The 20,375-nt window shown below is 60.8% G+C and carries 18 protein-coding genes and 1 pseudogene; 18 read left to right on the top strand and 1 reads right to left on the bottom strand.

The window, feature by feature from the left end:
- Positions 1–33 precede the first annotated feature (33 nt).
- The 3 genes from mscK (at position 34) to trxC (ending at position 5,447) form a co-directional block, all read left to right on the top strand.
- Positions 34–3,384, top strand: coding sequence for a mechanosensitive channel MscK (gene mscK / locus BZL43_RS17780; protein ID WP_095633512.1), 3,351 nt, complete (start codon positions 34–36; stop codon positions 3,382–3,384).
- A gap of 48 nt (positions 3,385–3,432) precedes the next feature.
- Complete coding sequence (gene selO, locus BZL43_RS17775; RefSeq protein WP_095633511.1) at positions 3,433–4,896, top strand: protein adenylyltransferase SelO; 1,464 nt, start codon at positions 3,433–3,435, stop codon at positions 4,894–4,896.
- Positions 4,897–5,012: 116 nt separating this feature from the next.
- The gene (gene trxC / locus BZL43_RS17770) at positions 5,013–5,447 is read left to right on the top strand and encodes a thioredoxin TrxC (protein ID WP_095633510.1); all 435 of its coding nucleotides are present in this window, start codon (positions 5,013–5,015) and stop codon (positions 5,445–5,447) included.
- Between the two features lie 93 nt (positions 5,448–5,540).
- Here trxC and BZL43_RS17765 read toward each other — a convergent pair whose 3' ends face one another.
- Entirely contained in the window at positions 5,541–6,308 is a 768-nt protein-coding gene (locus BZL43_RS17765) for a ParA family protein (protein ID WP_095633509.1), read from the bottom strand.
- 360 nt (positions 6,309–6,668) lie between these two features.
- Here BZL43_RS17765 and BZL43_RS17760 point away from each other — a divergent pair, with 360 nt between their 5' ends.
- The 15 genes and pseudogenes from BZL43_RS17760 to BZL43_RS17690 form a co-directional block, all read left to right on the top strand.
- Positions 6,669–7,394 carry a beta-ketoacyl synthase chain length factor gene (locus BZL43_RS17760; RefSeq protein ID WP_095633508.1) on the top strand — a complete coding sequence of 242 codons (726 nt, stop codon included), beginning with the start codon at positions 6,669–6,671 and terminating at the stop codon, positions 7,392–7,394.
- Positions 7,370–8,179, top strand: coding sequence for a 1-acyl-sn-glycerol-3-phosphate acyltransferase (locus tag BZL43_RS17755; protein WP_095633507.1), 810 nt, complete (start codon positions 7,370–7,372; stop codon positions 8,177–8,179). Before BZL43_RS17760 ends, BZL43_RS17755 begins: the two co-directional genes overlap by 25 nt.
- The gene (locus tag BZL43_RS17750; RefSeq protein ID WP_095633506.1) at positions 8,160–8,420 is read left to right on the top strand and encodes a phosphopantetheine-binding protein; all 261 of its coding nucleotides are present in this window, start codon (positions 8,160–8,162) and stop codon (positions 8,418–8,420) included. Before BZL43_RS17755 ends, BZL43_RS17750 begins: the two co-directional genes overlap by 20 nt.
- Before the next feature lie 9 nt (positions 8,421–8,429).
- Positions 8,430–8,684 carry an acyl carrier protein gene (locus BZL43_RS17745; protein ID WP_007903178.1) on the top strand — a complete coding sequence of 85 codons (255 nt, stop codon included), beginning with the start codon at positions 8,430–8,432 and terminating at the stop codon, positions 8,682–8,684.
- On the top strand, positions 8,681–9,226 hold the full coding sequence (locus tag BZL43_RS17740; RefSeq protein ID WP_095633505.1) for a hypothetical protein: 546 nt from the start codon (positions 8,681–8,683) through the stop codon (positions 9,224–9,226). The genes BZL43_RS17745 and BZL43_RS17740 overlap by 4 nt, the downstream gene beginning before the upstream one ends.
- On the top strand, positions 9,223–10,902 hold the full coding sequence (locus BZL43_RS17735; protein WP_095633504.1) for an acyl-CoA synthetase family protein: 1,680 nt from the start codon (positions 9,223–9,225) through the stop codon (positions 10,900–10,902). Before BZL43_RS17740 ends, BZL43_RS17735 begins: the two co-directional genes overlap by 4 nt.
- A gap of 164 nt (positions 10,903–11,066) precedes the next feature.
- Complete coding sequence (locus BZL43_RS17730; RefSeq protein ID WP_095633503.1) at positions 11,067–11,801, top strand: glycosyltransferase family 2 protein; 735 nt, start codon at positions 11,067–11,069, stop codon at positions 11,799–11,801.
- The gene (locus BZL43_RS17725) at positions 11,798–12,745 is read left to right on the top strand and encodes a glycosyl transferase (protein ID WP_095633502.1); all 948 of its coding nucleotides are present in this window, start codon (positions 11,798–11,800) and stop codon (positions 12,743–12,745) included. Before BZL43_RS17730 ends, BZL43_RS17725 begins: the two co-directional genes overlap by 4 nt.
- Entirely contained in the window at positions 12,726–14,270 is a 1,545-nt protein-coding gene (gene hutH / locus BZL43_RS17720) for a histidine ammonia-lyase (RefSeq protein WP_095633501.1), read from the top strand. The genes BZL43_RS17725 and hutH overlap by 20 nt, the downstream gene beginning before the upstream one ends.
- The gene (locus BZL43_RS17715; RefSeq protein WP_095633500.1) at positions 14,263–14,688 is read left to right on the top strand and encodes a thioesterase family protein; all 426 of its coding nucleotides are present in this window, start codon (positions 14,263–14,265) and stop codon (positions 14,686–14,688) included. The genes hutH and BZL43_RS17715 overlap by 8 nt, the downstream gene beginning before the upstream one ends.
- A 146-nt stretch (positions 14,689–14,834) precedes the next feature.
- Complete coding sequence (locus BZL43_RS17710; protein WP_095633524.1) at positions 14,835–15,413, top strand: outer membrane lipoprotein carrier protein LolA; 579 nt, start codon at positions 14,835–14,837, stop codon at positions 15,411–15,413.
- On the top strand, positions 15,397–17,736 hold the full coding sequence (locus tag BZL43_RS17705) for an MMPL family transporter (protein WP_095633499.1): 2,340 nt from the start codon (positions 15,397–15,399) through the stop codon (positions 17,734–17,736). The genes BZL43_RS17710 and BZL43_RS17705 overlap by 17 nt, the downstream gene beginning before the upstream one ends.
- Positions 17,733–18,893, top strand: coding sequence for a sodium:proton antiporter (locus tag BZL43_RS17700; protein WP_095633498.1), 1,161 nt, complete (start codon positions 17,733–17,735; stop codon positions 18,891–18,893). The genes BZL43_RS17705 and BZL43_RS17700 overlap by 4 nt, the downstream gene beginning before the upstream one ends.
- Complete coding sequence (locus BZL43_RS17695) at positions 18,880–20,127, top strand: NAD(P)/FAD-dependent oxidoreductase (protein WP_095633497.1); 1,248 nt, start codon at positions 18,880–18,882, stop codon at positions 20,125–20,127. The genes BZL43_RS17700 and BZL43_RS17695 overlap by 14 nt, the downstream gene beginning before the upstream one ends.
- Positions 20,124–20,303, top strand: a pseudogene (locus BZL43_RS17690) (SAM-dependent methyltransferase); the annotation flags it as partial. The gene BZL43_RS17695 and the pseudogene BZL43_RS17690, both read left to right, overlap by 4 nt.
- Positions 20,304–20,375 lie beyond the last annotated feature (72 nt).

The raw sequence follows: 20,375 nt of genomic DNA, 5'->3' as shown, positions 1-20,375 counted from the left end.
ACTCCACTCTTCGTCAGTTTTCGATCGGTCTTTATGTCAACCCTGCGCACTGTTTTCATCATGGCCCTGCTGGGCTTGAGTCTTTCCATCAACACACTGCAAGCCGCCGAACCGCCCTCCAGCGCAGCCGTGCAGGCGAGCCTGGACAAGATCGCCGAGCGCAAGCTGCCGGAAGCCGATCAGAAGGCCCTGCAAAGCGTTTTGCAAGGCACGTTGACGCAACTGGCCAACAAGCGTGATTACGAGCAAAAGCTGGTTGATCTCAAGCAGCAGCTGGCTAGCGCGCCAAAGCAGAACATTGAGAACCAGCGTGAACTGGCTCGCCTGAAGGTCAACCATGTGGTGCCGGTGGCGCAACGCTACGCCAAAGAAACCATTCAGCAGCTTGAGCAGTTATTGACCGAACGCTCGACGCAGCAAAGCGATCTGCAAAAAGCACTGGCCGAGGCCAACAGTCTGGTGATTACCGCCCAGACCCGTCCCGAGCGTGCCCAGGCGGAAATTTCCGCCAGCCAGACGCGCATTCAGCAAATCAATAACATCCTCAAAATCGGCAAGGACAACGGCAAGACGCTCAGCGCTGAACAGCGCGACCAGCTCAACGCCGAGCTTGCGGCACTGAACGCACTGATCCCGTTGCGTCGCCAGGAGTTGGCCGGTAACAGTCAGCTGCAGGATTTGGGCAACAGCCAGCATGACCTGCTCACGGAAAAGTCCAATCGCCTGGATCAGGAGATCCAGGAGCTGCAAACCCTGATCAACCAGAAGCGCCTGGCCCAGTCTCAAGAGACCGTTACCCAGCAGTCCATCGAAGCGCAGAAGGCCGGCGGCAGCAGCCTGCTGGCCACCGAAAGCGCGGCCAACCTGAAGCTCTCCGATTACCTGCTCAAAAGCACCGATCGTCTCAATGAAGTCACCCAACAGAACCTTCAGACCAAGCAGCAACTGGACAGCGTGACCCAGAGCGACTCGGCGCTGGACGAACAGATCAACGTGCTCAAGGGCAGCCTGCTGCTCTCCAAAATTCTGTACAAACAGAAACAGGCCCTGCCGCGTCTCAGGGTGGACCGCGACCTGGCGGATCAGATTGCCGATATTCGCCTGTATCAGTTCGAAGTCAGCCAGCAACGGGAACTGCTCAGCAACCCGACAACCTATGTCGACAACCTGCTGGCGACTCAACAGCCCGAGCAAATCACCCCGCAACTGCGCAAGAGCCTGCTGGAACTGGCCATCACTCGTGCGGACCTGCTGGAACGCTTGAATCGCGAATTGAGCGCGGTGCTCAACGAATCCATCACGTTGCAACTCAACCAGAAACAACTGCTCAGCACCGCGCAAAGCCTGAGGGCAACGCTGGATGAGCAAATGTTCTGGATTCCCAGCAACAAGCCGCTGGACCTTGAGTGGATATACGCTGTGCCGGAACGCCTGGAGCGTCAGATCACTACCCTGCCATGGTCCTCGAGCCTGAGTGAGCTGACCGATGGCCTGACCCAGCGACCGCTGCTGTTCCTGCCGCTGGCGTTTCTGATCGGGGCGCTGCTGTGGCGCCGAAAAAATCTGTATGCCCGCCTGAACAAGGTTCACCTGGACATCGGCCATTTCAAGCGCGACAGCCAGTGGCACACACCGCAAGCGATTCTGATCAATATCCTGCTGGCGATGCCCGTTTCCCTGGCGCTGGCCTTGTGCGGCCTGGCGTTGCAGATCGACGCCCGCGGGCAGAACGCCAATATGGGGGCGGCGCTGCTGGAAATGGCCCAGGCCTGGCTGGTGTTCTATACCGCTTACCGTATCCTCGCGCCGGGTGGCGTCGCCGAATTGCATTTCCGCTGGGAAAAACCTCAGGTCGAATTCCTTCAAGGCTGGATACGCCGACTCGGCCTGGTAGTGATGGCCCTGGTGGCGGTGGTGGCGGTCGCCGAGTTGCAACCGGCGATACTGGCCGATGACGTGCTCGGCATGCCGGTAGTGCTGACTTGCTACGCCTTGATGGCCTGGCTACTCAGCCGCCTGCTGGTCAGCAGCCCGACTCACCAGAACGCTTCACTGTTCCGCAAGGCCGTGGGGGTTCTGTTCACAGCCTTGCCCATCGCGTTGTTCGTCGCCGTATGCTTTGGCTATTACTACACCGCGCTGAAACTCAGTGACCGGTTGATCAACACCCTGTATTTGCTGATGTTCTGGCTGGTGATCGAAGCGACCTTCGTCCGTGGCCTCAGCGTTGCCGCACGGCGCCTGGCCTATCAACGCGCCCTGGCCAAACGTCAGGCCGCCAAAGAGGCCGGCGACGGCGAAGCGGTGATCGAAGAGCCGACCCTGGACATCGAGAAGGTCAACGAGCAGTCCCTGCGCCTGATCCGCCTGGCCCTGCTCGGCGGTTTCATCGCGGCACTGTATTGGGTCTGGTCGGACCTGATTTCGGTGTTCTCGTACCTGGACAACATCACCCTCTACGAATACACCAGCGGCACCGGCGCCAACATGAGCATGGTGCCGATCAGCATCGGCGACATGCTCGGCGCGCTGATCATCATCGGCATCACCTTTGCACTGGCGCGCAACCTGCCAGGCTTGCTGGAAGTGTTTGTGCTGTCGAAGCTGAACCTGGCCCAAGGCAGTTCCTACGCCACCACCACGCTGCTGTCCTATGTGATTGCCGGCGTCGGTTTCGTCTCGACCCTGTCCACGCTCGGCGTGAGTTGGGACAAGTTGCAGTGGCTGGTGGCCGCGCTGTCGGTCGGCCTCGGTTTCGGGATGCAGGAGATCTTCGCCAACTTCATTTCCGGCATCATGATCCTGTTCGAACGCCCGGTACGGATCGGCGACACCATCACCATCGGCAACCTGTCGGGCACGGTGAGCAAGATCCGCATCCGCGCCACGACCATCACCGACTTCGACCGCAAGGACATCATCGTCCCGAACAAGACGTTCATCACCGGACAACTGATCAACTGGTCCCTCACCGACACCATTACCCGGGTAACCCTCAAGCTCGGCGTCGACTACGGCTCGGACCTGGACCTGGTGAAAGAACTGCTGCTCAAGGCTGCCCGGGATAACCCGCGCGTGCTGAAGGATCCGGAACCCCACGTGTACTTCCTGAACTTCGGCGAAAGCACCCTCGACCACGAGTTGCGTATGCATGTGCGCGACCTCGGCGACCGCAACCCGGTGCTCGATGAGGTCAACCGCTTCATCAATCGCGAGTTCAAGAAGCAGCACATCAACATCTCGTTCCGACAAATGGAGGTCTACCTCAAGAACCTTCATGGCCAGGAATACAAGATGGTGCCGATCGAACCGGAAGCCAAAACCATCGTGCCGGTGGTCGACAGCAAACCGCGGCGCGAACCGCCACCTGTCGAACTCGACTAACCGCGCTATCCCTAGCAGAATGCTCGGACATTCTGCTGGAGATGGCCGTTGAAAGCCCTCGACGAACTGACCTTCGACAATCGCTTCGCCCGCCTGGGCGATGCGTTCTCAACCCATGTGCTGCCCGAGCCCATCGCCGCTCCGCGACTGGTGGTTGCCAGCCCCGCCGCCATGGCGCTGCTGGACCTGGACCCGGCCGAGGCCCACACACCGGTGTTCGCTGAGCTGTTCAGTGGTCACAAGCTCTGGGCCGAGGCCGAGCCGCGGGCGATGGTCTATTCCGGGCATCAGTTCGGCTTTTACAACCCGCAGCTGGGCGACGGTCGCGGCTTGTTACTGGGCGAGGTCTACAACGAAGCCGGCGAACATTGGGACCTGCACCTCAAGGGTGCCGGCCAGACGCCCTATTCACGCATGGGCGATGGACGGGCGGTGTTGCGGTCCTCGATCCGCGAATTTCTCGCCTCCGAAGCCCTGCATGCGCTGAACATTCCCACCACTCGCGCGCTGTGCGTGATCGGCTCCGACACACCGGTCTGGCGCGAGAAACAGGAACGCGCGGCCATGCTCCTGCGTCTGGCGCCGAGCCATGTACGTTTCGGGCATTTCGAATTTTTCTACTACACCAAGCGTCCCGAGCAACAGAAAGAACTTGGCGACCATGTGCTGGCGATGCATTTCCCCCATTGCCTGGAACAGCCGGAACCGTATCTGGCGATGTTCCGCGAAATCGTCGAGCGCAATGCCGAACTGATCGCCAAATGGCAGGCCTACGGGTTCTGCCACGGCGTGATGAACACCGACAACATGTCGATCCTGGGTATTACCTTCGACTTCGGCCCGTTTGCCTTTCTCGACGACTTCGATGCCCACTTCATCTGCAATCACTCCGATGATCAGGGCCGCTATTCTTTCAGCAATCAGGTACCCATTGGCCAGTGGAACCTCAGCGCCCTCGCCCAGGCCTTGACGCCGTTCATCAGCGTCGAAGCCCTGCGCGAAACCCTCGGCCTGTACCTGCCACTGTTCCAGGCCCACTACCTGGACCTGATGCGCCGTCGCCTCGGCTTGACCACTGCCGAAGACGACGACCAGAAATTGCTGGAACACCTGCTGCAATTGATGCAGAACAGCGGCGTCGATTACAGCCTGTTCTTCCGCCGCCTCGGCGATGAATCACCCGAACGGGCCATCGCCCGCTTGCGCGATGACTTCGTCGACCTCAAGGGTTTCGATGCGTGGGGCGAACTCTACATCGCCCGGGTTGCCCGTGAAGGTGTGGCTGACCAGGAACAGCGCCGCAAGCGCATGCATGCGGTGAATCCGCTGTACATCCTGCGCAATTATCTGGCGCAGAACGCCATCGATGCGGCAGAGAGCGGCGACTACTCGGAAGTTCGCCGCTTGCACGCGGTGCTGAGCAATCCGTTCGAGGAGCAGCCTGGAATGGAGCGTTATGCCGAGCGGCCACCGGAATGGGGCAAGCATCTGGAGATCAGTTGTTCGTCGTGAGTGCAGATAGGCCCTTTTCGCAACCGAATAAGATAGTGGTCTAAAACCTATCTCCTTGATAAAGACCACCTTCAACTCCAGATCAGCTCCATAGACTGCCCAACTGAGAGCCAATCATGACCGACCCACTCCTCATCCCCTGCCCCAACTGCAACGGTCTGAACCGCATCCCCGCCGAGCGCCTCAAGGATCATCCAAAATGCGGTCGCTGCAAGGCCGAGGTCTTGCTGAACAAACCGTTCGAATTGAAACAAGGCGATTACGCCAGTCAGATCAAGGGTGATCTGCCATTGCTGGTGGATGTGTGGGCGGACTGGTGCGGGCCATGCAAGTCGTTTGCGCCAGTGTTCGAGCAGGCGGCTGGGCAGTTGGCAGGCAAGTGTCGGTTGGCCAAGCTGGACAGCGAGGCGAATCAGCAGTTGTCGGCGCAGCTGGGGATTCGCTCGATCCCGAGCCTGATTCTGTTCAAGAACGGCCGGGAAGTGGCTCGCCAGAGCGGGGCCTTCCCGTTACCGCAATTGATGAGCTGGTTGCGTAGTCAGGGGATCTGATAGCAGCCTGAAAAAGATCGCAGCCTTCGCAGCTTCTAAATCGGCGTTCAGCCAATCCCGTAGGAGCTGCCGAAGGCTGCGATCTTTCGCTTTTCAGTTTTCCAGCAAGTTGTGCAGGTCGACGAACTGCAGAGTCAGTTTGTGCCGCGGGTCGAGATGGATCAGCGGCGTGTTGGCCTGATGGGATTCGCGCATCCGCACTGAACTGGCCAGGTACACCGGCAATACGGGCAGCCCTTCGGCGATCAGTTCGTCGAGGATTTGCTGAGGCAAACTGGCGCGGGCCTGGAACTGGTTGACAACAATGCCTTCAACCTCCAGCCCTTCGTTGTGGTCTTCCTTCAACTCTTCGATTTCCGCCAGCAGGCCATACAGCGCCTGACGGGAGAAACTGTCGCAATCAAAGGGGATCAACACCCGATCAGCAGCGATCAACGCCGAGACAGCATAGAAATTCAGCGCTGGCGGTGTATCGAGGTAGATTCGGTCGTAATCGCCGTCCAGTTCCTCGAGCAATTTTCTCAGCTTGTTGATCTTGTGCTTGGCCTCAAGCTTGGGCTGCAAGTCAGCCAGCTCGGCGGTCGCGGTAACGACGTGAAGGTTGTCGAACGGAGTTTCGTAGATATCGACCTGGTTTTTCTTCGAAAACGGGCCGGAGGACAGCGTCTGCTTGAAGAAATCAGCGATCCCCATCGGGATATCGTCACCGGTGAGTCCCGTCAGGTATTGAGTGGAGTTGGCTTGGGCATCGAGATCCACCAACAGCGTGCGATAGCCTTCGCTGGCGCTGACCGCCGCCAGATTGCAGGCAATACTTGACTTGCCCACGCCACCTTTCTGATTGAACACCACGCGCCGCATGTCAAAACCTCCGTGTATCAAAGAATGACCGAGTGTAGTGGTCCACGCCGCTGCTTAGCTACCTCGCTGGCATCGGGACTACACAATCATGGGTAATTTCCGTCGGAAAACGCCGCCAACTCACCCATCGATCGCCGATGGAGCTGACAGACATGTCCGACGCCGCGTGGATAATGGCCAAACGACAGTTTTTTTCGCGAACCAGACGGTACATTTCGTTGCACAAAATGTAACCAGCATTTGCTACACACCCGTCGCAACGGGATAATGCGCGCCACTCGGCGTTAAGCGCCACGTAAGGTCTGCCGCGATTTTTAGCGGCTCACCGCGTCAAAAGAAAGCCTGCAGGGGCGGGATTGAATGTCTGTGATCAACTTCAACATCGCCCAATGGCGCGCGTGGGCCCCCGGGCTTGAAAGCGTGAATGACTGGCAGGCCTGGAGCCGGCAACCGGTTGTGCTCGAGCGCAGCGATGTCGCTCCCGACGTATCGTTTCTGCCGGCCATGCAGCGTCGACGCCTCAGCCGTCTGGCGCGGATGGCGTTCAGTGTCGGCTGGCCTTTGGCCGATGGTCGCCAGGACCTACCGTTGATCTTTATTTCCCGCCATGGCGAAACCCCGCGCACCTTTGACATTCTCAGCGATCTGGCGACGGATCAACCGTTGTCACCCACTCAGTTCAGCCTGTCGGTGCACAATGCGGTGATCGGCCTGTGGTCGATCATGCGTGGCGAAACCAGCGAAATGACCGCCCTCGCCGCGGCGGGAGATGGCCTTGAACACGGCATGCTGGAAGCGGCGGCGCTGCTCGAGGAAGGCGCACCCGCGGTACTGCTGATAGTGACGGAGGAGCAACCGCCCGCGGCCTACACGGCCTGGATCGACGATGTGCCATTCCCCTACGCGGTGGGCCTGTTGATTACACCTGGCAATCAGTGGCAGCTGTCGCTGAACAGCACCTCGCAAGCGTTGTCCAAAACCCGTTGGCCCCATGCCCTGAATCTGTTGCGTACCCTGCTCGGCCAGCAAACGACCTGCCAACATGCCTGGAAAAATCGTGTATGGACCTGGCAACGCAACCTGTGACCGATAAAAACCGCGACGCCTATTACTGGCGCCTGCTGGCCACTGCCGCAAGCTTCACCCTGTTCGGGTTGGGCGGGCTATGCCTGCGAGTGGTGGTATTCCCGCTGCTGAGTTGCCTGCCGGGAGACGCCCAGGCCCATCGTCGGCGCGCCCGACAGACAGTAAGCCGCTGTTTCTGGTTTTTCATTCGGTTCATGGCTCGCGCCGGCGTGCTGACTTATGACATTCAGGGCGCGGAAAAACTCGGGCGGCCAGGGCAGATGATCGTTGCCAATCACCCCTCGTTGATCGATGTCGTATTTTTGATCGGCCTGGTGGGCCACTCCAACTGTGTGGTCAAGAAAAGCCTCTGGGAAAACCCGTTCACCCGCGCCCCGCTACGCCGCACCGATTACATCAGCAACGATGGCAGCATGGATATGCTCGACGCCGCTGCCGATGCGCTGAAAAGCGGTCAGACCCTGATCATCTTTCCCGAGGGCACCCGCACTCAACCCGGTAAACCGCCGGCCTTTCATCGGGGGGGCGCGGCAATCGCCCTGCGTGGTGCGAGAATCCTCACCCCGGTGATCATCAAGGTCAGCCCGACCACATTGACCAAGGCCGAACCCTGGTATCGGATCCCCAAACGCCGCGTGCACTTCAGTTTTCGCGTTGGGGCCGATATAGACCCACAGGCCTTCGCTACGCAGGGGCCTGCGCCTCAGGCCTCGCGCAAGCTCAATGATTATTTGCACCATTACTTTATTAAGGAGCTCGCCGAAGATGAGCGATCTGCACCGTGAGATAAAAGAACTGATCATCGATGCCCTGGGCCTCGAAGACATCAGCGTCGATGATATCGGCGATGAACAAACGCTGTTCGGCGAAGGCCTGGGCCTGGACTCGGTAGACGCCCTGGAACTCGGCCTGGCCATCCAGAAAAAGTACGGCATCAAAATCGATGCCGACGCCAAGGACACCCGTAATCACTTCACCAACGTGGCGAGCCTTGCGGCGTTCGTCACCGCAAAGCAGGCAGCTTGAGACCGGACCATGCAAACTCGTGACGATATTTTCAATACCCTGCGCGATGCTCTGGTCGAACTCTTCGAGCTGGAGCCCGAGCGCATCAGTCTGGGGTCCAACCTGTATCAGGATCTGGAAATCGACAGCATCGATGCGGTCGACCTGATCGATCACATCAAACGCCAGACCGGCAAGAAAATCGCCGCCGAGGAATTCAAATCGGTGCGTACCGTCAGCGACGTGGTCGAGGCGGTCTACCGTCTGGTTCAACCCGCCGCATGAGCCGACTGATCGGCCTCGGCCTGCTGCTGGCGGGCCTTTTGTACCCCTTTGCGGTGTATTTCGGCATGGCGCATTTTGCCCCGTGGCAGTTCGGTCTGCTGCTGGGTAGCCTGTGGCTGGCACGGGCGCTGACTGGCCAGCGGCGGCCTGAAAGCCTGTGGATGGCCGTGGTCGCCATCGCATTCTGCCTGTTGCTGGCGCTGTTCGACAGCCCGGTGCTGCTGCGCTGGTACCCGGTATTGATCAGCGCATTCATGCTGGTGCTGTTCGGGCTGAGCCTGAAATATGGCCCGCCGATGATCGAGCGCCTGGCCCGGCTGCGAGAGCCGGAATTACCGGCCAAGGCCATTCGCTACACCCGCCGGGTGACGATTGCCTGGAGCGTGTTCTTTCTCTGCAACGGCTTGTGCGCCGCGGCCCTGACCCTTTGGGCGCCGCTGAATTGGTGGATGTTGTACACCGGCCTGATCTCCTATGGATTGATCGGCCTGATGTTTGCCATTGAATGGCTGATACGACAACGGGTAAGAGGCCGCCCATGAATTGGATAACACTTGAGCAACTGTTGCTCAAGGCTCGGCCAGACCATGTCGTGACGGCCGAACCTGCGTTGAATCATGCGCAATTGTGCGAACAGGCCCTGAGCCTGGCTGCCGGCCTGCAAGCGCAAGGCGTGCAGCGCATCGCCGTGCACCTTGAAGACGCTGCCGACCTGGCCATTGCCCTGCTCGGCGCCTGGCGTGCCGGGGTCAGCGTACTGCTGCCCGCGGACTTGCAAGCGCAAACTCGCCAGCGCTGGTCGACCGAGGTCGATCTGTGGCTGACCGACCAGGCTGAGGATGCGCACCTGAGCGATTATCGGCATGCACCGCTGCCAGCCAGTGCTCTGGATCTGGATCGCTGTCAGCTGAGCCTGTGCACCTCCGGCTCCAGTGGCGAACCCAAGCGTATCGACAAAACCCTGCGCCAATTGGCCAATGAAGTCGAAGCGCTGGAGCATCTGTGGGGCGCAGATCTGGGCGAGGCCTGCATCATTGGCAGCGTCGCCACTCAACACATCTACGGGTTGCTGTTTCGGGTGCTGTGGCCGTTGTGCGCCGGGCGCTCGTTCGTCCGCAAGCAATTGGCCTTCCCGGAAGATTTGCAGCGCGCCAGCCGCGAATACCCGGCCTTCGCCTGGGTCGCCAGCCCGGCGCTGCTCAAGCGCATGGGCGACAACCTCGACTGGCCAGCGCTGAGCGCGGTGCGCCGGGTATTTTCCTCCGGTGGTGCGTTGCCCGCCGAAGCAGCGCAATGCCTGCATGAGCGCCTGCAACAATGGCCGACAGAAATTTTCGGCAGCTCGGAAACTGGCGGCATCGCCTGGCGTCAGGGCCCGCATCTGTGGCAACCCTTCGCCGATGTAGCGCTGAGCCAGGACAACGATGGTGCCCTGCTTGTCGCCTCAGCGTATTTGCCAGCCGGCCATGTCGAACACACCGCCGATGCCGCGCGCATCGCCGCCGACGGCCGTTTCGAGCTGTTGGGACGGCTGGACCGAATCGTCAAACTGGAAGAAAAACGTATTTCGCTACCGATGCTCGAACAAGCGCTGATGGCTCACGACTGGGTCGCCGAAGCACGCCTCGCCGTGGTTCAGGAAAATCGCGCTTCATTAGGGGCGCTGCTGGTACTCAGCGAACGAGGCCTGCGTGCCTTGCGCAATCAGGGTCGACGCAGCCTCACTCAAGCCTTGCGTCAGCACCTGAGTCAGCATTGTGAAACGCTGGCCCTGCCACGCCGCTGGCGCTTGTTGCGGCAGCTACCGCTCAACGCACAAGGCAAACTGCCCCAGGCCGAGGTGGAAGCCTTGCTGCTGGCGCCCCGTCCAAAGGCCCCGGAAGTGCTGGAGCAAATCGACACCGATGGCGAATGGAGCCTGCAATTGGCCGTTCCACCAGACCTGGCGTATTTCAGCGGCCACTTTCCCCGAGCGCCGGTATTGCCCGGCGTGGTGCAGGTGGATTGGGCATTGAGCCTGGGCCAGCGATTGATGGATCTGCCGGCAAAATTCGCCGGCATGGAAGTGCTGAAATTCCAGCAACTGGTACGCCCCGGTGATGAAATCCAGTTGCACCTGCGCTTCGACTCGGCGCGCAGCAAATTGTATTTCACCTATCGCAACGAAACCGCCACCTGCTCCAGTGGGCGGATTTTGCTGGAGGCTGCCTGTGGATAAGTTGAGTTCCGCTGTAGCAGCTGCCGAAGGCTGCGTTCGAGTGCGAAGCGCTCGCATCTGGGTTACCACGTTTATTCTGAAAGATCTCCAATACCGGTTTACGACCGCTTCGCGCTCGAACGCAGCCTTCGGCAGCTGCTACACGGGCGAGGGAATGAGCCACCATGCATAACCCTTGCGCCGTAATCCCGGTCTACAACCACGAAACGGCAATTACCGCGGTGGTCGATGCCCTGCTTGCCAGTGGCCTGCCCTGCATTCTGGTGGACGATGCCAGCAGCCCGGCCTGCGCCAAGGTGCTTGACCGACTGGCCCAGCGGGACCGGGTTTACCTGATCAGGCTCACCGTCAATCAAGGCAAGGGCGGCGCGGTAATGACCGGTTTGCGCGAAGCTTCGCGCCTGGGCTTCAGCCACGCCTTGCAGGTGGACGCCGACGGCCAGCACGACCTGCAAGACGTCAAAGTCTTCATCGAACATTCACGCGCCCACCCCGACGCGATGATCTGCGGTTATCCACAATACGACGCCAGCGTGCCGAAAGGCCGTTTATACGCCCGCTACCTGACCCATGTGATGGTCTGGATCAACACCCTGTCATTGCAGATTCGCGACTCGATGTGCGGCTTCCGTGTCTACCCATTGCCACCGACCCTGGCGCTGATCGACTCGGCCAGGATCGGTAAACGCATGGACTTCGACTCCGACATCCTGGTGCGCCTGGCCTGGCGTAATCAGCCGATGCAGTGGCTGAGAACCAGGGTTCATTACCCTCAGGATGGCGTCTCGCATTTCCGCTTGTTCCACGACAACGTATTGATTTCGAGCATGCACACCCGGCTGTTCTTCGGCATGTTGCTGCGCGCACCGGTAATCCTCTGGCGACGGTGGCGAGCATGAGCGACAACGCCGACAAACAGCATTGGGCCGATCGTCAGGAGCGCGGCAGCTTCTGGCTGATGAAGTTCACCGCGCTATGCGCAAAAGTCTTGGGTCGCCGATTGCTCAGCCCATTGCTGTACGGCATCGTGCTGTACTTTTTCCTGTTCGGACGCAGTGCCCGCCAAAGTGCCTGGCAATACCAACAGCGACTCGCTGACTGGAGCGGTCGCAGCGAGCTGCGCCCGACCCATTGGCGGGTGTTTGGCCAATTCATGGCCTTCGCCGATTCCATGCTCGACAAACTCGATGTGTGGAACGGTAAGCTGAGCATCGACCAAATCGAGATCATCGACCCGGCGCTGCTGCGCAATAAGCTGCGCGGCACACGCGGGCAAATGCTGGTAGGCGCGCACCTGGGCAATCTCGAGGTCTGCCGGGCATTGGCCGAGATCGGTGAGAAAGTCACCATGAACGTGCTGGTGCACACCAAGCATGCCGAACAATTCAACCGCCTGCTGGGCGAAGCCGGGGCGACCAATCTGCGCCTGATTCAGGTCAGCGAGCTGGACGCGGTGATCATGCTGCAGCTGCATGAACGCCTGGAGCGCGGCGAATGGCTGGCGATTGCCGGCGACCGCGTGCCATTGCATGGCGGGCGCAGCGTGAGCGTGGGTTTTCTCGGTCATCAAGCCGCGTTTCCTCAGGGTCCATGGTTGCTGGCCGGTCTGCTGAAATGCCCGATCAACCTGATGCTGTGCCTGAAGAAACCCACTGGCGACTACCGACTGACCCTCGAACCGTTCGCCGACGCCATCGTTTGGAAGCGCAGCGACCGCGAACAGGTCATTCATCAGTGGGCCTCCCGCTACGCCGAACGCCTGAGTCACTATTGCCTCGAAGCGCCCCAACAATGGTTCAACTTTTACCCTTTCTGGAAGACCGATGACGACGCCAACGCTTGAGCCGGTAACCTTCGGCGAACTCCCTTTGCGCATCGAAGACGTGCTGGCCCTGGCCAACCGTCGGGTGCCGACGCAATTGCAGGGCGATCCCGAGTTTCGCCAGCGCATCGCCAAGGGTCCGCAATTCCTTGATTCCCTATTGGACAAGGAAGGCGTGATCTATGGCGTGACCACCGGTTATGGCGACTCCTGCGTGGTGGCGGTACCGCTGCACCACGTCGAAGCCCTGCCGCGTCATCTGTATACCTTCCACGGTTGCGGCCTGGGCAAACTGCTCGACGCCCAAGCCACCCGGGCGGTGCTGGCGGCGCGTTTGCAGTCGCTGTGCCAAGGGGTTTCCGGAGTACGCGTGGAACTGCTGGAGCGCCTGCAGGCCTTCCTCGAATACGACATCCTGCCGCTGATTCCGGAAGAAGGTTCGGTGGGCGCCAGCGGTGATCTGACGCCGCTGTCCTACGTCGCCGCGACCTTGTCCGGCGAGCGCGAAGTGATGTTTCGCGGTGAGCGTCGACAAGCCGCCGATGTGCACAGCGAGCTGGGCTGGGAGCCGCTGGTATTGCGCCCCAAAGAAGCGCTGGCGCTGATGAACGGCACCGCCGTGATGACCGGCCTCGCCTGCCTGGCTTATGCCCGCGCCGATTACCTGTTGCAACTGGCCACGCGCATTACCGCGCTGAACGTGGTCGCGTTGCAGGGCAACCCGGAACACTTCGACGAGCGTCTGTTCGCCGCCAAACCCCATCCGGGGCAGATGCAAGTCGCCGCCTGGTTGCGCAAGGATCTTGCAATCAATGCACCGACCGCGCCGCTGCATCGCCTGCAAGACCGTTATTCCCTGCGTTGTGCACCGCATGTGCTCGGCGTCCTGGCCGACAGCCTGAACTGGCTGCGCTCGTTCATCGAGATCGAACTCAACAGCGCCAACGACAACCCGATCATCGACGCCGAAGCCGAACGCGTGCTGCACGGCGGGCACTTCTACGGCGGCCATATTGCCTTCGCCATGGACAGTCTGAAAAACCTGGTGGCCAACGTTGCCGACTTGCTCGACCGCCAGCTCGCGCTGCTGGTGGACGAGCGTTACAACCATGGCTTGCCGAGCAACCTGTCTGGCGCCAGCGCCGACCGTGCAATGCTTAACCATGGCTTCAAGGCAGTGCAGATCGGCACCAGCGCCTGGACCGCCGAAGCCCTGAAAAACACCCTGCCGGCCAGCGTCTTCTCGCGCTCCACCGAGTGCCATAACCAGGACAAAGTCAGCATGGGCACCATCGCCGCCCGCGACGCCATCCGCGTACTGGAGCTGACCGAACAGGTCGCCGCCGCCACGCTGCTGGCCGCCAACCAAGGCGTCTGGCTACGTGGCCAGGCTGAAGACGCGCGACCACTGCCACCGGCCCTGGCTGCAATGCACGAAGAGTTGGCCAAGGACTTCCCGCCGGTCATCGAAGACCGTGCCCTGGAAGGCGAATTGCGCCTGTGCCTGCAACGTATCGCCGAACAACACTGGAGGCTGCATGCGTAGCAAGGGAGTGCTGCACACCGACACGGAAATCCTCGTACCCTTCTTTGACGTCGACACCATGAACGTGGTCTGGCACGGCCATTACGTCAAATACCTGGAAGTCGCCCGCTGTGCGCTGCTGGACAAGATCGGCCACAACTACGACGCCATGGTGGCGTCGGGTTACGCCTGGCCGGTGATCGATTTGCAACTGCGCTATGTGCGCGGCGCGGTGTTCGGCCAGAAGCTGAATGTGCGCGCCAACCTGGTGGAGTGGCAAAACCGCTTGAAAATCAGCTATCTGATCAGCGATCTGGCCACCGGCGAACGCCTGACCCGCGCCTGTTCGGTGCAGGTCGCCGTCGACATGAGCAGCCGCGAAATGCAGTTGGCTTCGCCGAAGGTGTTCACCGACGCGGTTGAAAGGATGTTGCCATGAAACTGCTGAAAACCCTCTGTAGCAGCTGGCGAAGCCTGCGTTGGACTGCGCAGCGGTCGCCCTGCGATTTCCCTGAAGCACCGCATGCGCAGGTCTTACGACGGCTTCGCCGCCGGACGCAGCCTCGCGGGCTCGGCAGCTGCTACATGTTTGTGCTGGCGCTGGGTTTTACTTCACTGGCGCAGGCCTTCGATCTGCAACAGCTCAGCGATCAACTGGCCAAACCCGATGTGATCCACGGCAGCTTCGTCCAGGAAAAACACCTGCGCGCTCTGCCCCAGCCGCTGACCAGCAAGGGCACCTTCGTTCTGGCAAAAAACCATGGTTTGCTCTGGCTGCTGAAAACGCCGCTGCAACAGGACTACCGCATCAGCGACAAAGGCATTGCCCGGCGTGATGCCAGCGGCTGGCAAATGCTGCCGAACAAGAGCGCCGGTGCCGAACAGAACCGCTTGTTCCTTGCGGTACTGCAAGGCGACAGCAGTGGCCTGCAACGGGATTTCGAGCTTTCGCTGAGCGGCGACGCACAGCGCTGGAAACTGACCCTGATCCCGCGCTCGATGCTGCTCAAACAGGTGTTCAATCAGATCAACATTGATGGCGGCGAACTGGTGCACAGCATCGAGCTGCTCGAAACCCAGGGCGACCGAACCCTGTTGCGCATGCAGGACAGCACCAGCGCACAACCCTTGAGCGATGCGGAGCAACATGACTTTGCCGAGTGAACGGATGCTCCCGCGGCTGTTTCTGATCCTGCTGCTGGCGGTGCTCGCGCTCGCCGGCTGGCAATGGCGTGATGGTGCACCGCTGTCGGCCAACCTGATGGAACTGGTACCAGGCACCGTGCCGGACGCGTTGCAACTGCGTGCCGAACAGCGCATGCAAGAACCGCTGAACCGGGAAATGCTGGTACTGGTCGGCCATAAAGATCGCCAGCAAGCCATTACCATGGCGCAAAAACTCGGCGAGCAATGGCAGGCCAGCGGCGTCTTCGAAAAGGTCCAGTGGACCCTGCAAGCCGACTTGCCCGCCTTGCGCAGCCAATTGCTGCAAGGTCGACTGGCGATGCTGCCCGCTGCCGACCGGCAGCAACTCATCGAGCACCCTGACGCCTTTATCCAGCAACGGGTACAAGCCCTGTTCGACCCGTTCACCGGCTTCAGCCTGGTGCCGAGCCAGGACGACTGGCTCGGCCTGACCGGGCGCATCCAGAACAGCCAGCCACAACATGGCTCGGTGCAACTGGACATCGGCAGCGGTACGCTGGTTGCCGATGCCGACGGCAAGAGTTGGGTGATGCTGCGGGCACGAACCGCCGGCAACGCGTTCGACATGGACTTGCCGCTGCAAGTGGCCGACCTGCTGCAGCACAGTCGCGAAGAAGCGGCCCGGGCCGATGTGCAACTGCTCGCCGCCAGTGGCCTGCTGTATGCCGCCAGCGGTCAACGGCAAGCCGCGCGCGAAATGACCTGGGTCGGCGGCGGCGCCACAGTCGGGATTGTGTTGCTGCTGTTGCTGGCCTTCCGGCGCTGGAGGGTGCTGCTGGCATTCGTCCCGGTGCTGGTGGGCATGTTGTTCGGTGCGGTGGCCTGCGTGGCGCTGTTCGGCCATATGCATGTGATGACGCTGGTGCTGGGCTCAAGCCTGATCGGTGTGGCAGTGGATTACCCACTGCATTACCTATCCAAAAGCTGGAGCCTGAAACCCTGGCACAGCTGGCCGGCGTTACGTCTGACTTTGCCGGGGCTGACGCTGAGCCTGATCACCAGTTGCATCGGCTATCTGGCCCTGGCCTGGACGCCGTTTCCGGCCCTGACCCAAATTGCCGTGTTCTCCGCTGCCGGCCTGGTGGGCGCCTATCTGTCGGCAGTGTGCCTGTTGCCGGCGCTGCTCAAGGGCGTGGTTCTGCAGCCGGCGCAATGGCCGATGCGCATCGCCGAAAAGTTACTGGAGCTGCGTGAGTCGCTGCTCAAATACTTGCGCACGCCGGTCCTGCTGGCACTGCTGATCGCCTTCTGTGTCGGCGGTCTGTTGCAGTTGCAGAGCAAAAACGACATTCGCCAATGGGTCGGCACACCGCAGCAACTGACTGACGAAGCGCAGACCATCGCCCGCATCACCGGCTATCAACCTACCAGCCAGTTTTTCCTGGTGCGCGCGGCCAATCAGCAGGCGTTGCTCGAACGGCTGACGGCACTGAGCGAGCGCCTGGATCAGTTGGTCAATCTGGATAAACTTCAGGGCTATCTGTCGCTCAATCAACTGGTCAGCCAACCGAGCGAGCAGCGCAAAGTGCGTGAAGCACTGAGCAAGTTGCCACAGTTCTGGCAACCGTTGCTCGCCCTTGGTGTGCCGGTCGCCGCGTTGCAGGCCGAGCTGGCAACGTTGCAGGCGCTGCCTGTCGAAGACATCGACGCAGCATTGGCCGGTCCATTGGCCGAGCCCTACCGCACACTGTGGCTGGGGCCGACCGAAGACGGCGTGGCGGCGATGGTCAGCCTGCAAGGCTTGAACAATCCCACGCTGTTGCGGATTCAGGCGCTGGACTTGCCGGGCGTGGAACTGGTGGACCGCCTCGGCGAACTGAACCAGGTTTTCGCCGCCACTCAAATCAGCGCCGCTGAATTGAAACTCGCCTCCTGCGTGTTGATCGTGCTGGTGCTGATCCTGCCATTCGGTTTCGGTGGTGCGTTGCGAATCGTCTCCCTGCCGTTGCTGGCGGCTCTGTGCAGCCTGGCAAGCCTCGGTTGGCTCGGTCAGCCGCTGACGCTGTTCAGCCTGTTCGGCCTGCTGCTGGTGACGGCCATCAGCGTCGATTACGCGATTCTCATGCGCGAACAGATCGGTGGTGCTGCGGCGAGTCTGCTGGGCACCCTGCTGGCAGCGGTGACCACTTGGCTGTCGTTCGGCCTGCTGGCGGTGTCCAGCACGCCGGCGGTGAGCAACTTCGGCCTGTCGGTGAGCCTGGGCCTGGCGTTCAGTTTCATTCTTGCGCCATGGGCCGGACGCCAAGTGCATGCTGCCCCGGTCGTGGAGCCGGCAGCATGATGGTCGCGGCGTTCTGGATGATGGCCCTGGTGTTGTTCGCCGTGGCCACTCGTATCGGTCGTCATTTCGGTCTGATTCCGATCGTCAGCCAGTTGCTGCTGGCGACCTTCGGCCTGCCGTTGTTGATGTACTTGTGGATCGAACCGGGCTGGCACCTCAGCGGCGTCGACCTGATCTCACCGGGCTGGCTGGAGAACCTCTACAGCCTGAGCTTTGCCTTGCTGCTGGGGCACATTCTCAGCGATGTGATCGACCTGCGCCTGGAACGCCAGAGCCTGAAAATCGCCCTGCCGAGTTTCTGTATTCCGTTTGCGTGCGGGCTGGCGACAGCGTTCTGGCTGTTGCCGCCGCAGCCGTGGATCAGCTCGCTGGCGGTCGGTCTGCTGTTCGCCATCACCGCCATTCCGGTGTTGTATCTGTACCTGCGACACATCAACTACCCGCCCGCCGCCACCCGGCGACTGGTGCAAGCCGCGATCCTGATCGACCTGACCTGCTGGACCCTGTTTGCGTTCGCCCAGGGTACCCTGCACCTGAGCAGCCTCTTGCTGCCGCTCGCCGGCGCCTGCCTGCCATTGCTGTTGCGCCTGCTCGGATTACGCCAACCGTTGCTGCACAGCGGCGGCTTCTTCGCGCTGCTGGTGGTCGCCGAACACTTCAAACTCAATGCGCTGATTTTCGGCATCGGCTATCTGCTGTGCATGGCCGCGCTCAAGGTGCCATTGGTGCTGCCATTGTCGGCGGCGTGGATGAGCCGTTTGCAGACCTGGATCGCCATCCCGCTGATCCTCACGTTCGGCATCGTGCAGATCAACGTGCATAGCGCCATCGACAGTCTCAGCGGCGTGCAACTGGCCGCACTTCTGCTGTTGCCGATCGCCAGCAAACTGTTGGGCAACTGGCTGGGCCTCGGCTGGGCCGGCGCCTCGTTTGAAGGTGCCAGCCGCTGGCGGGAAAGCCTTTTACTGAATATTCGCGGTTTGAGCGAGATTGTCTTTCTCAACCTGCTGCTGCAACAACAGCTCATCAGCCCGGCGCTGTATTTTGCGCTGATGTTGATGGGCCTGATCGCAACCCTGCTGCCGGCGCTCGCCGGCATGCACCGAATCCCTTTGAACATCGCCGCCCCGGCAAGGAGCACCCGTGCCAACAGTTGAAATGGAACGTCGTCAGGTACTGGTCATCGGCGCCGGCCCCTCGGGCGCCATCGCCGCCGCGCTGCTCAAGCGTAAAGGTCATGATGTGCTGATGATCGAGCGCCAGCATTTCCCACGGTTTTCCATCGGTGAAAGCCTGCTGTCCCACTGCCTGGATTTCGTCGAAGAAGCGGGCATGCTCGAGGCGGTAAATGCCGCTGGTTTCCAGCGCAAAAACGGTGCAGCGTTCGCTTGGGGCGAGCAATACAGCACGTTCGATTTCGGCGACACATTCACCAAAGGCAAGCCGACGACGTTCCAGGTCCAGCGCGCCGACTTCGATAAGTTGCTGGCCGATCAGGCTGAGTTGCAAGGTGTCGATGTCCGTTATGGCGAAGCCATTGTCAGCGCCGATTTCAGCCTGGAGAAACCGCAGCTCGATGTGCTGCGCGAAGACGGTAGCCAATACCGCGTCGAGGCCGACTTCGTGCTCGATGCCAGCGGCTACGGTCGCGTGCTGCCGCGCTTGCTCGACCTTGAAGCACCGTCAAATTTCCCGGTGCGCCAGGCCGTGTTCACCCACGTCGAAGATTGCATCGACAGCCCGGCTTTCGACCGGGAGAAGATCCTCATCACCACCCATCCGACCCAGCGCGATATCTGGTTCTGGACCATACCGTTCAGTAACGGCCGTTGCTCGGTGGGTGTTGTGGCGGCCGCCGAGCATTTCGCAGGCCGCACCGAGAATCTGGATGACTGCCTGCGTGGCTTTATTGGTGAAACGCCGAGCCTTGCCGGTGCATTGAGCAACGCCGTGTGGGATACGCCCGCGCGGACCATCGGCGGTTATTCAGCCAACGTCAAAACCTTGCATGGCCCGGGTTTCGCCCTGTTGGGCAACGCGGCGGAATTTCTCGACCCGGTGTTCTCCTCCGGAGTGACCATCGCCATGCGTTCGGCGAGCATGGCCGCCGCCGTGCTGCACCGCCAACTGCAAGGTGAAAGCGTCAACTGGCAGACCGAATTCGCTGAACCGCTCAAGCGCGGCGTCGACACCTTCCGTTGCTACGTCGAAGGCTGGTACGCCGGGACCTTTCAGGATGTGATTTTTTATCAGGGCGGCGCAGCGGAAATCCGCCGCATGATCAGCTCGATCCTCGCGGGTTATGCCTGGGATGAACGCAACCCGTTTGTCAGCGAACCCAAACGCCGGCTGCGGATGATCTCAGACCTGTGCGCACAGGCCCCGACATGAGTTACTTGAGCGACAACTACGTCGAAGAAACCTGTTTCGGGTTCTGGTTTCTGCGCAGCCACACCTGGCAGCATCACGTATTGCGGGTGGCGATCAATGATTTGCGCGCCCTGTTCAGCGCGCCATTGCCCGCCAACCCGGTATTGCTGGATGCCGGTTGCGGCCAGGGCTGGTCAATGTGGTCGCGCGCAAGCCTCTTGAAGGTGCTGATTGATGTCTAGCGCAACTCAAACCTGTGGGAGCGAGCC

The sequence above is a fragment of the Pseudomonas sp. PICF141 genome (assembly GCF_002286815.1).
GTDB lineage: Bacteria > Pseudomonadota > Gammaproteobacteria > Pseudomonadales > Pseudomonadaceae > Aquipseudomonas.
Note: the sequence above shows the minus strand (reverse complement) of the source record. Positions and strands in the feature narration are given on the sequence as shown.

What these genes read in the sequence shown, in the direction of transcription:
- BZL43_RS17705 (WP_095633499.1), top strand. Translation starts at nt 15,397, where the DNA reads ATGACTTTGCCGAGTGAACGGATGCTCCCGCGGCTGTTTCTGATCCTG.
- BZL43_RS17755 (WP_095633507.1), top strand. Translation starts at nt 7,370, where the DNA reads ATGGACCTGGCAACGCAACCTGTGACCGATAAAAACCGCGACGCCTAT.
- hutH (WP_095633501.1), top strand. Translation starts at nt 12,726, where the DNA reads ATGACGACGCCAACGCTTGAGCCGGTAACCTTCGGCGAACTCCCTTTG.
- BZL43_RS17725 (WP_095633502.1), top strand. Translation starts at nt 11,798, where the DNA reads ATGAGCGACAACGCCGACAAACAGCATTGGGCCGATCGTCAGGAGCGC.
- BZL43_RS17760 (WP_095633508.1), top strand. Translation starts at nt 6,669, where the DNA reads ATGTCTGTGATCAACTTCAACATCGCCCAATGGCGCGCGTGGGCCCCC.
- BZL43_RS17765 (WP_095633509.1), bottom strand. Translation starts at nt 6,308, where the DNA reads ATGCGGCGCGTGGTGTTCAATCAGAAAGGTGGCGTGGGCAAGTCAAGT.
- BZL43_RS17730 (WP_095633503.1), top strand. Translation starts at nt 11,067, where the DNA reads ATGCATAACCCTTGCGCCGTAATCCCGGTCTACAACCACGAAACGGCA.
- BZL43_RS17735 (WP_095633504.1), top strand. Translation starts at nt 9,223, where the DNA reads ATGAATTGGATAACACTTGAGCAACTGTTGCTCAAGGCTCGGCCAGAC.
- BZL43_RS17715 (WP_095633500.1), top strand. Translation starts at nt 14,263, where the DNA reads ATGCGTAGCAAGGGAGTGCTGCACACCGACACGGAAATCCTCGTACCC.
- BZL43_RS17745 (WP_007903178.1), top strand. Translation starts at nt 8,430, where the DNA reads ATGCAAACTCGTGACGATATTTTCAATACCCTGCGCGATGCTCTGGTC.
- trxC (WP_095633510.1), top strand. Translation starts at nt 5,013, where the DNA reads ATGACCGACCCACTCCTCATCCCCTGCCCCAACTGCAACGGTCTGAAC.
- BZL43_RS17740 (WP_095633505.1), top strand. Translation starts at nt 8,681, where the DNA reads ATGAGCCGACTGATCGGCCTCGGCCTGCTGCTGGCGGGCCTTTTGTAC.
- BZL43_RS17710 (WP_095633524.1), top strand. Translation starts at nt 14,835, where the DNA reads ATGTTTGTGCTGGCGCTGGGTTTTACTTCACTGGCGCAGGCCTTCGAT.
- BZL43_RS17700 (WP_095633498.1), top strand. Translation starts at nt 17,733, where the DNA reads ATGATGGTCGCGGCGTTCTGGATGATGGCCCTGGTGTTGTTCGCCGTG.
- mscK (WP_095633512.1), top strand. Translation starts at nt 34, where the DNA reads ATGTCAACCCTGCGCACTGTTTTCATCATGGCCCTGCTGGGCTTGAGT.
- BZL43_RS17750 (WP_095633506.1), top strand. Translation starts at nt 8,160, where the DNA reads ATGAGCGATCTGCACCGTGAGATAAAAGAACTGATCATCGATGCCCTG.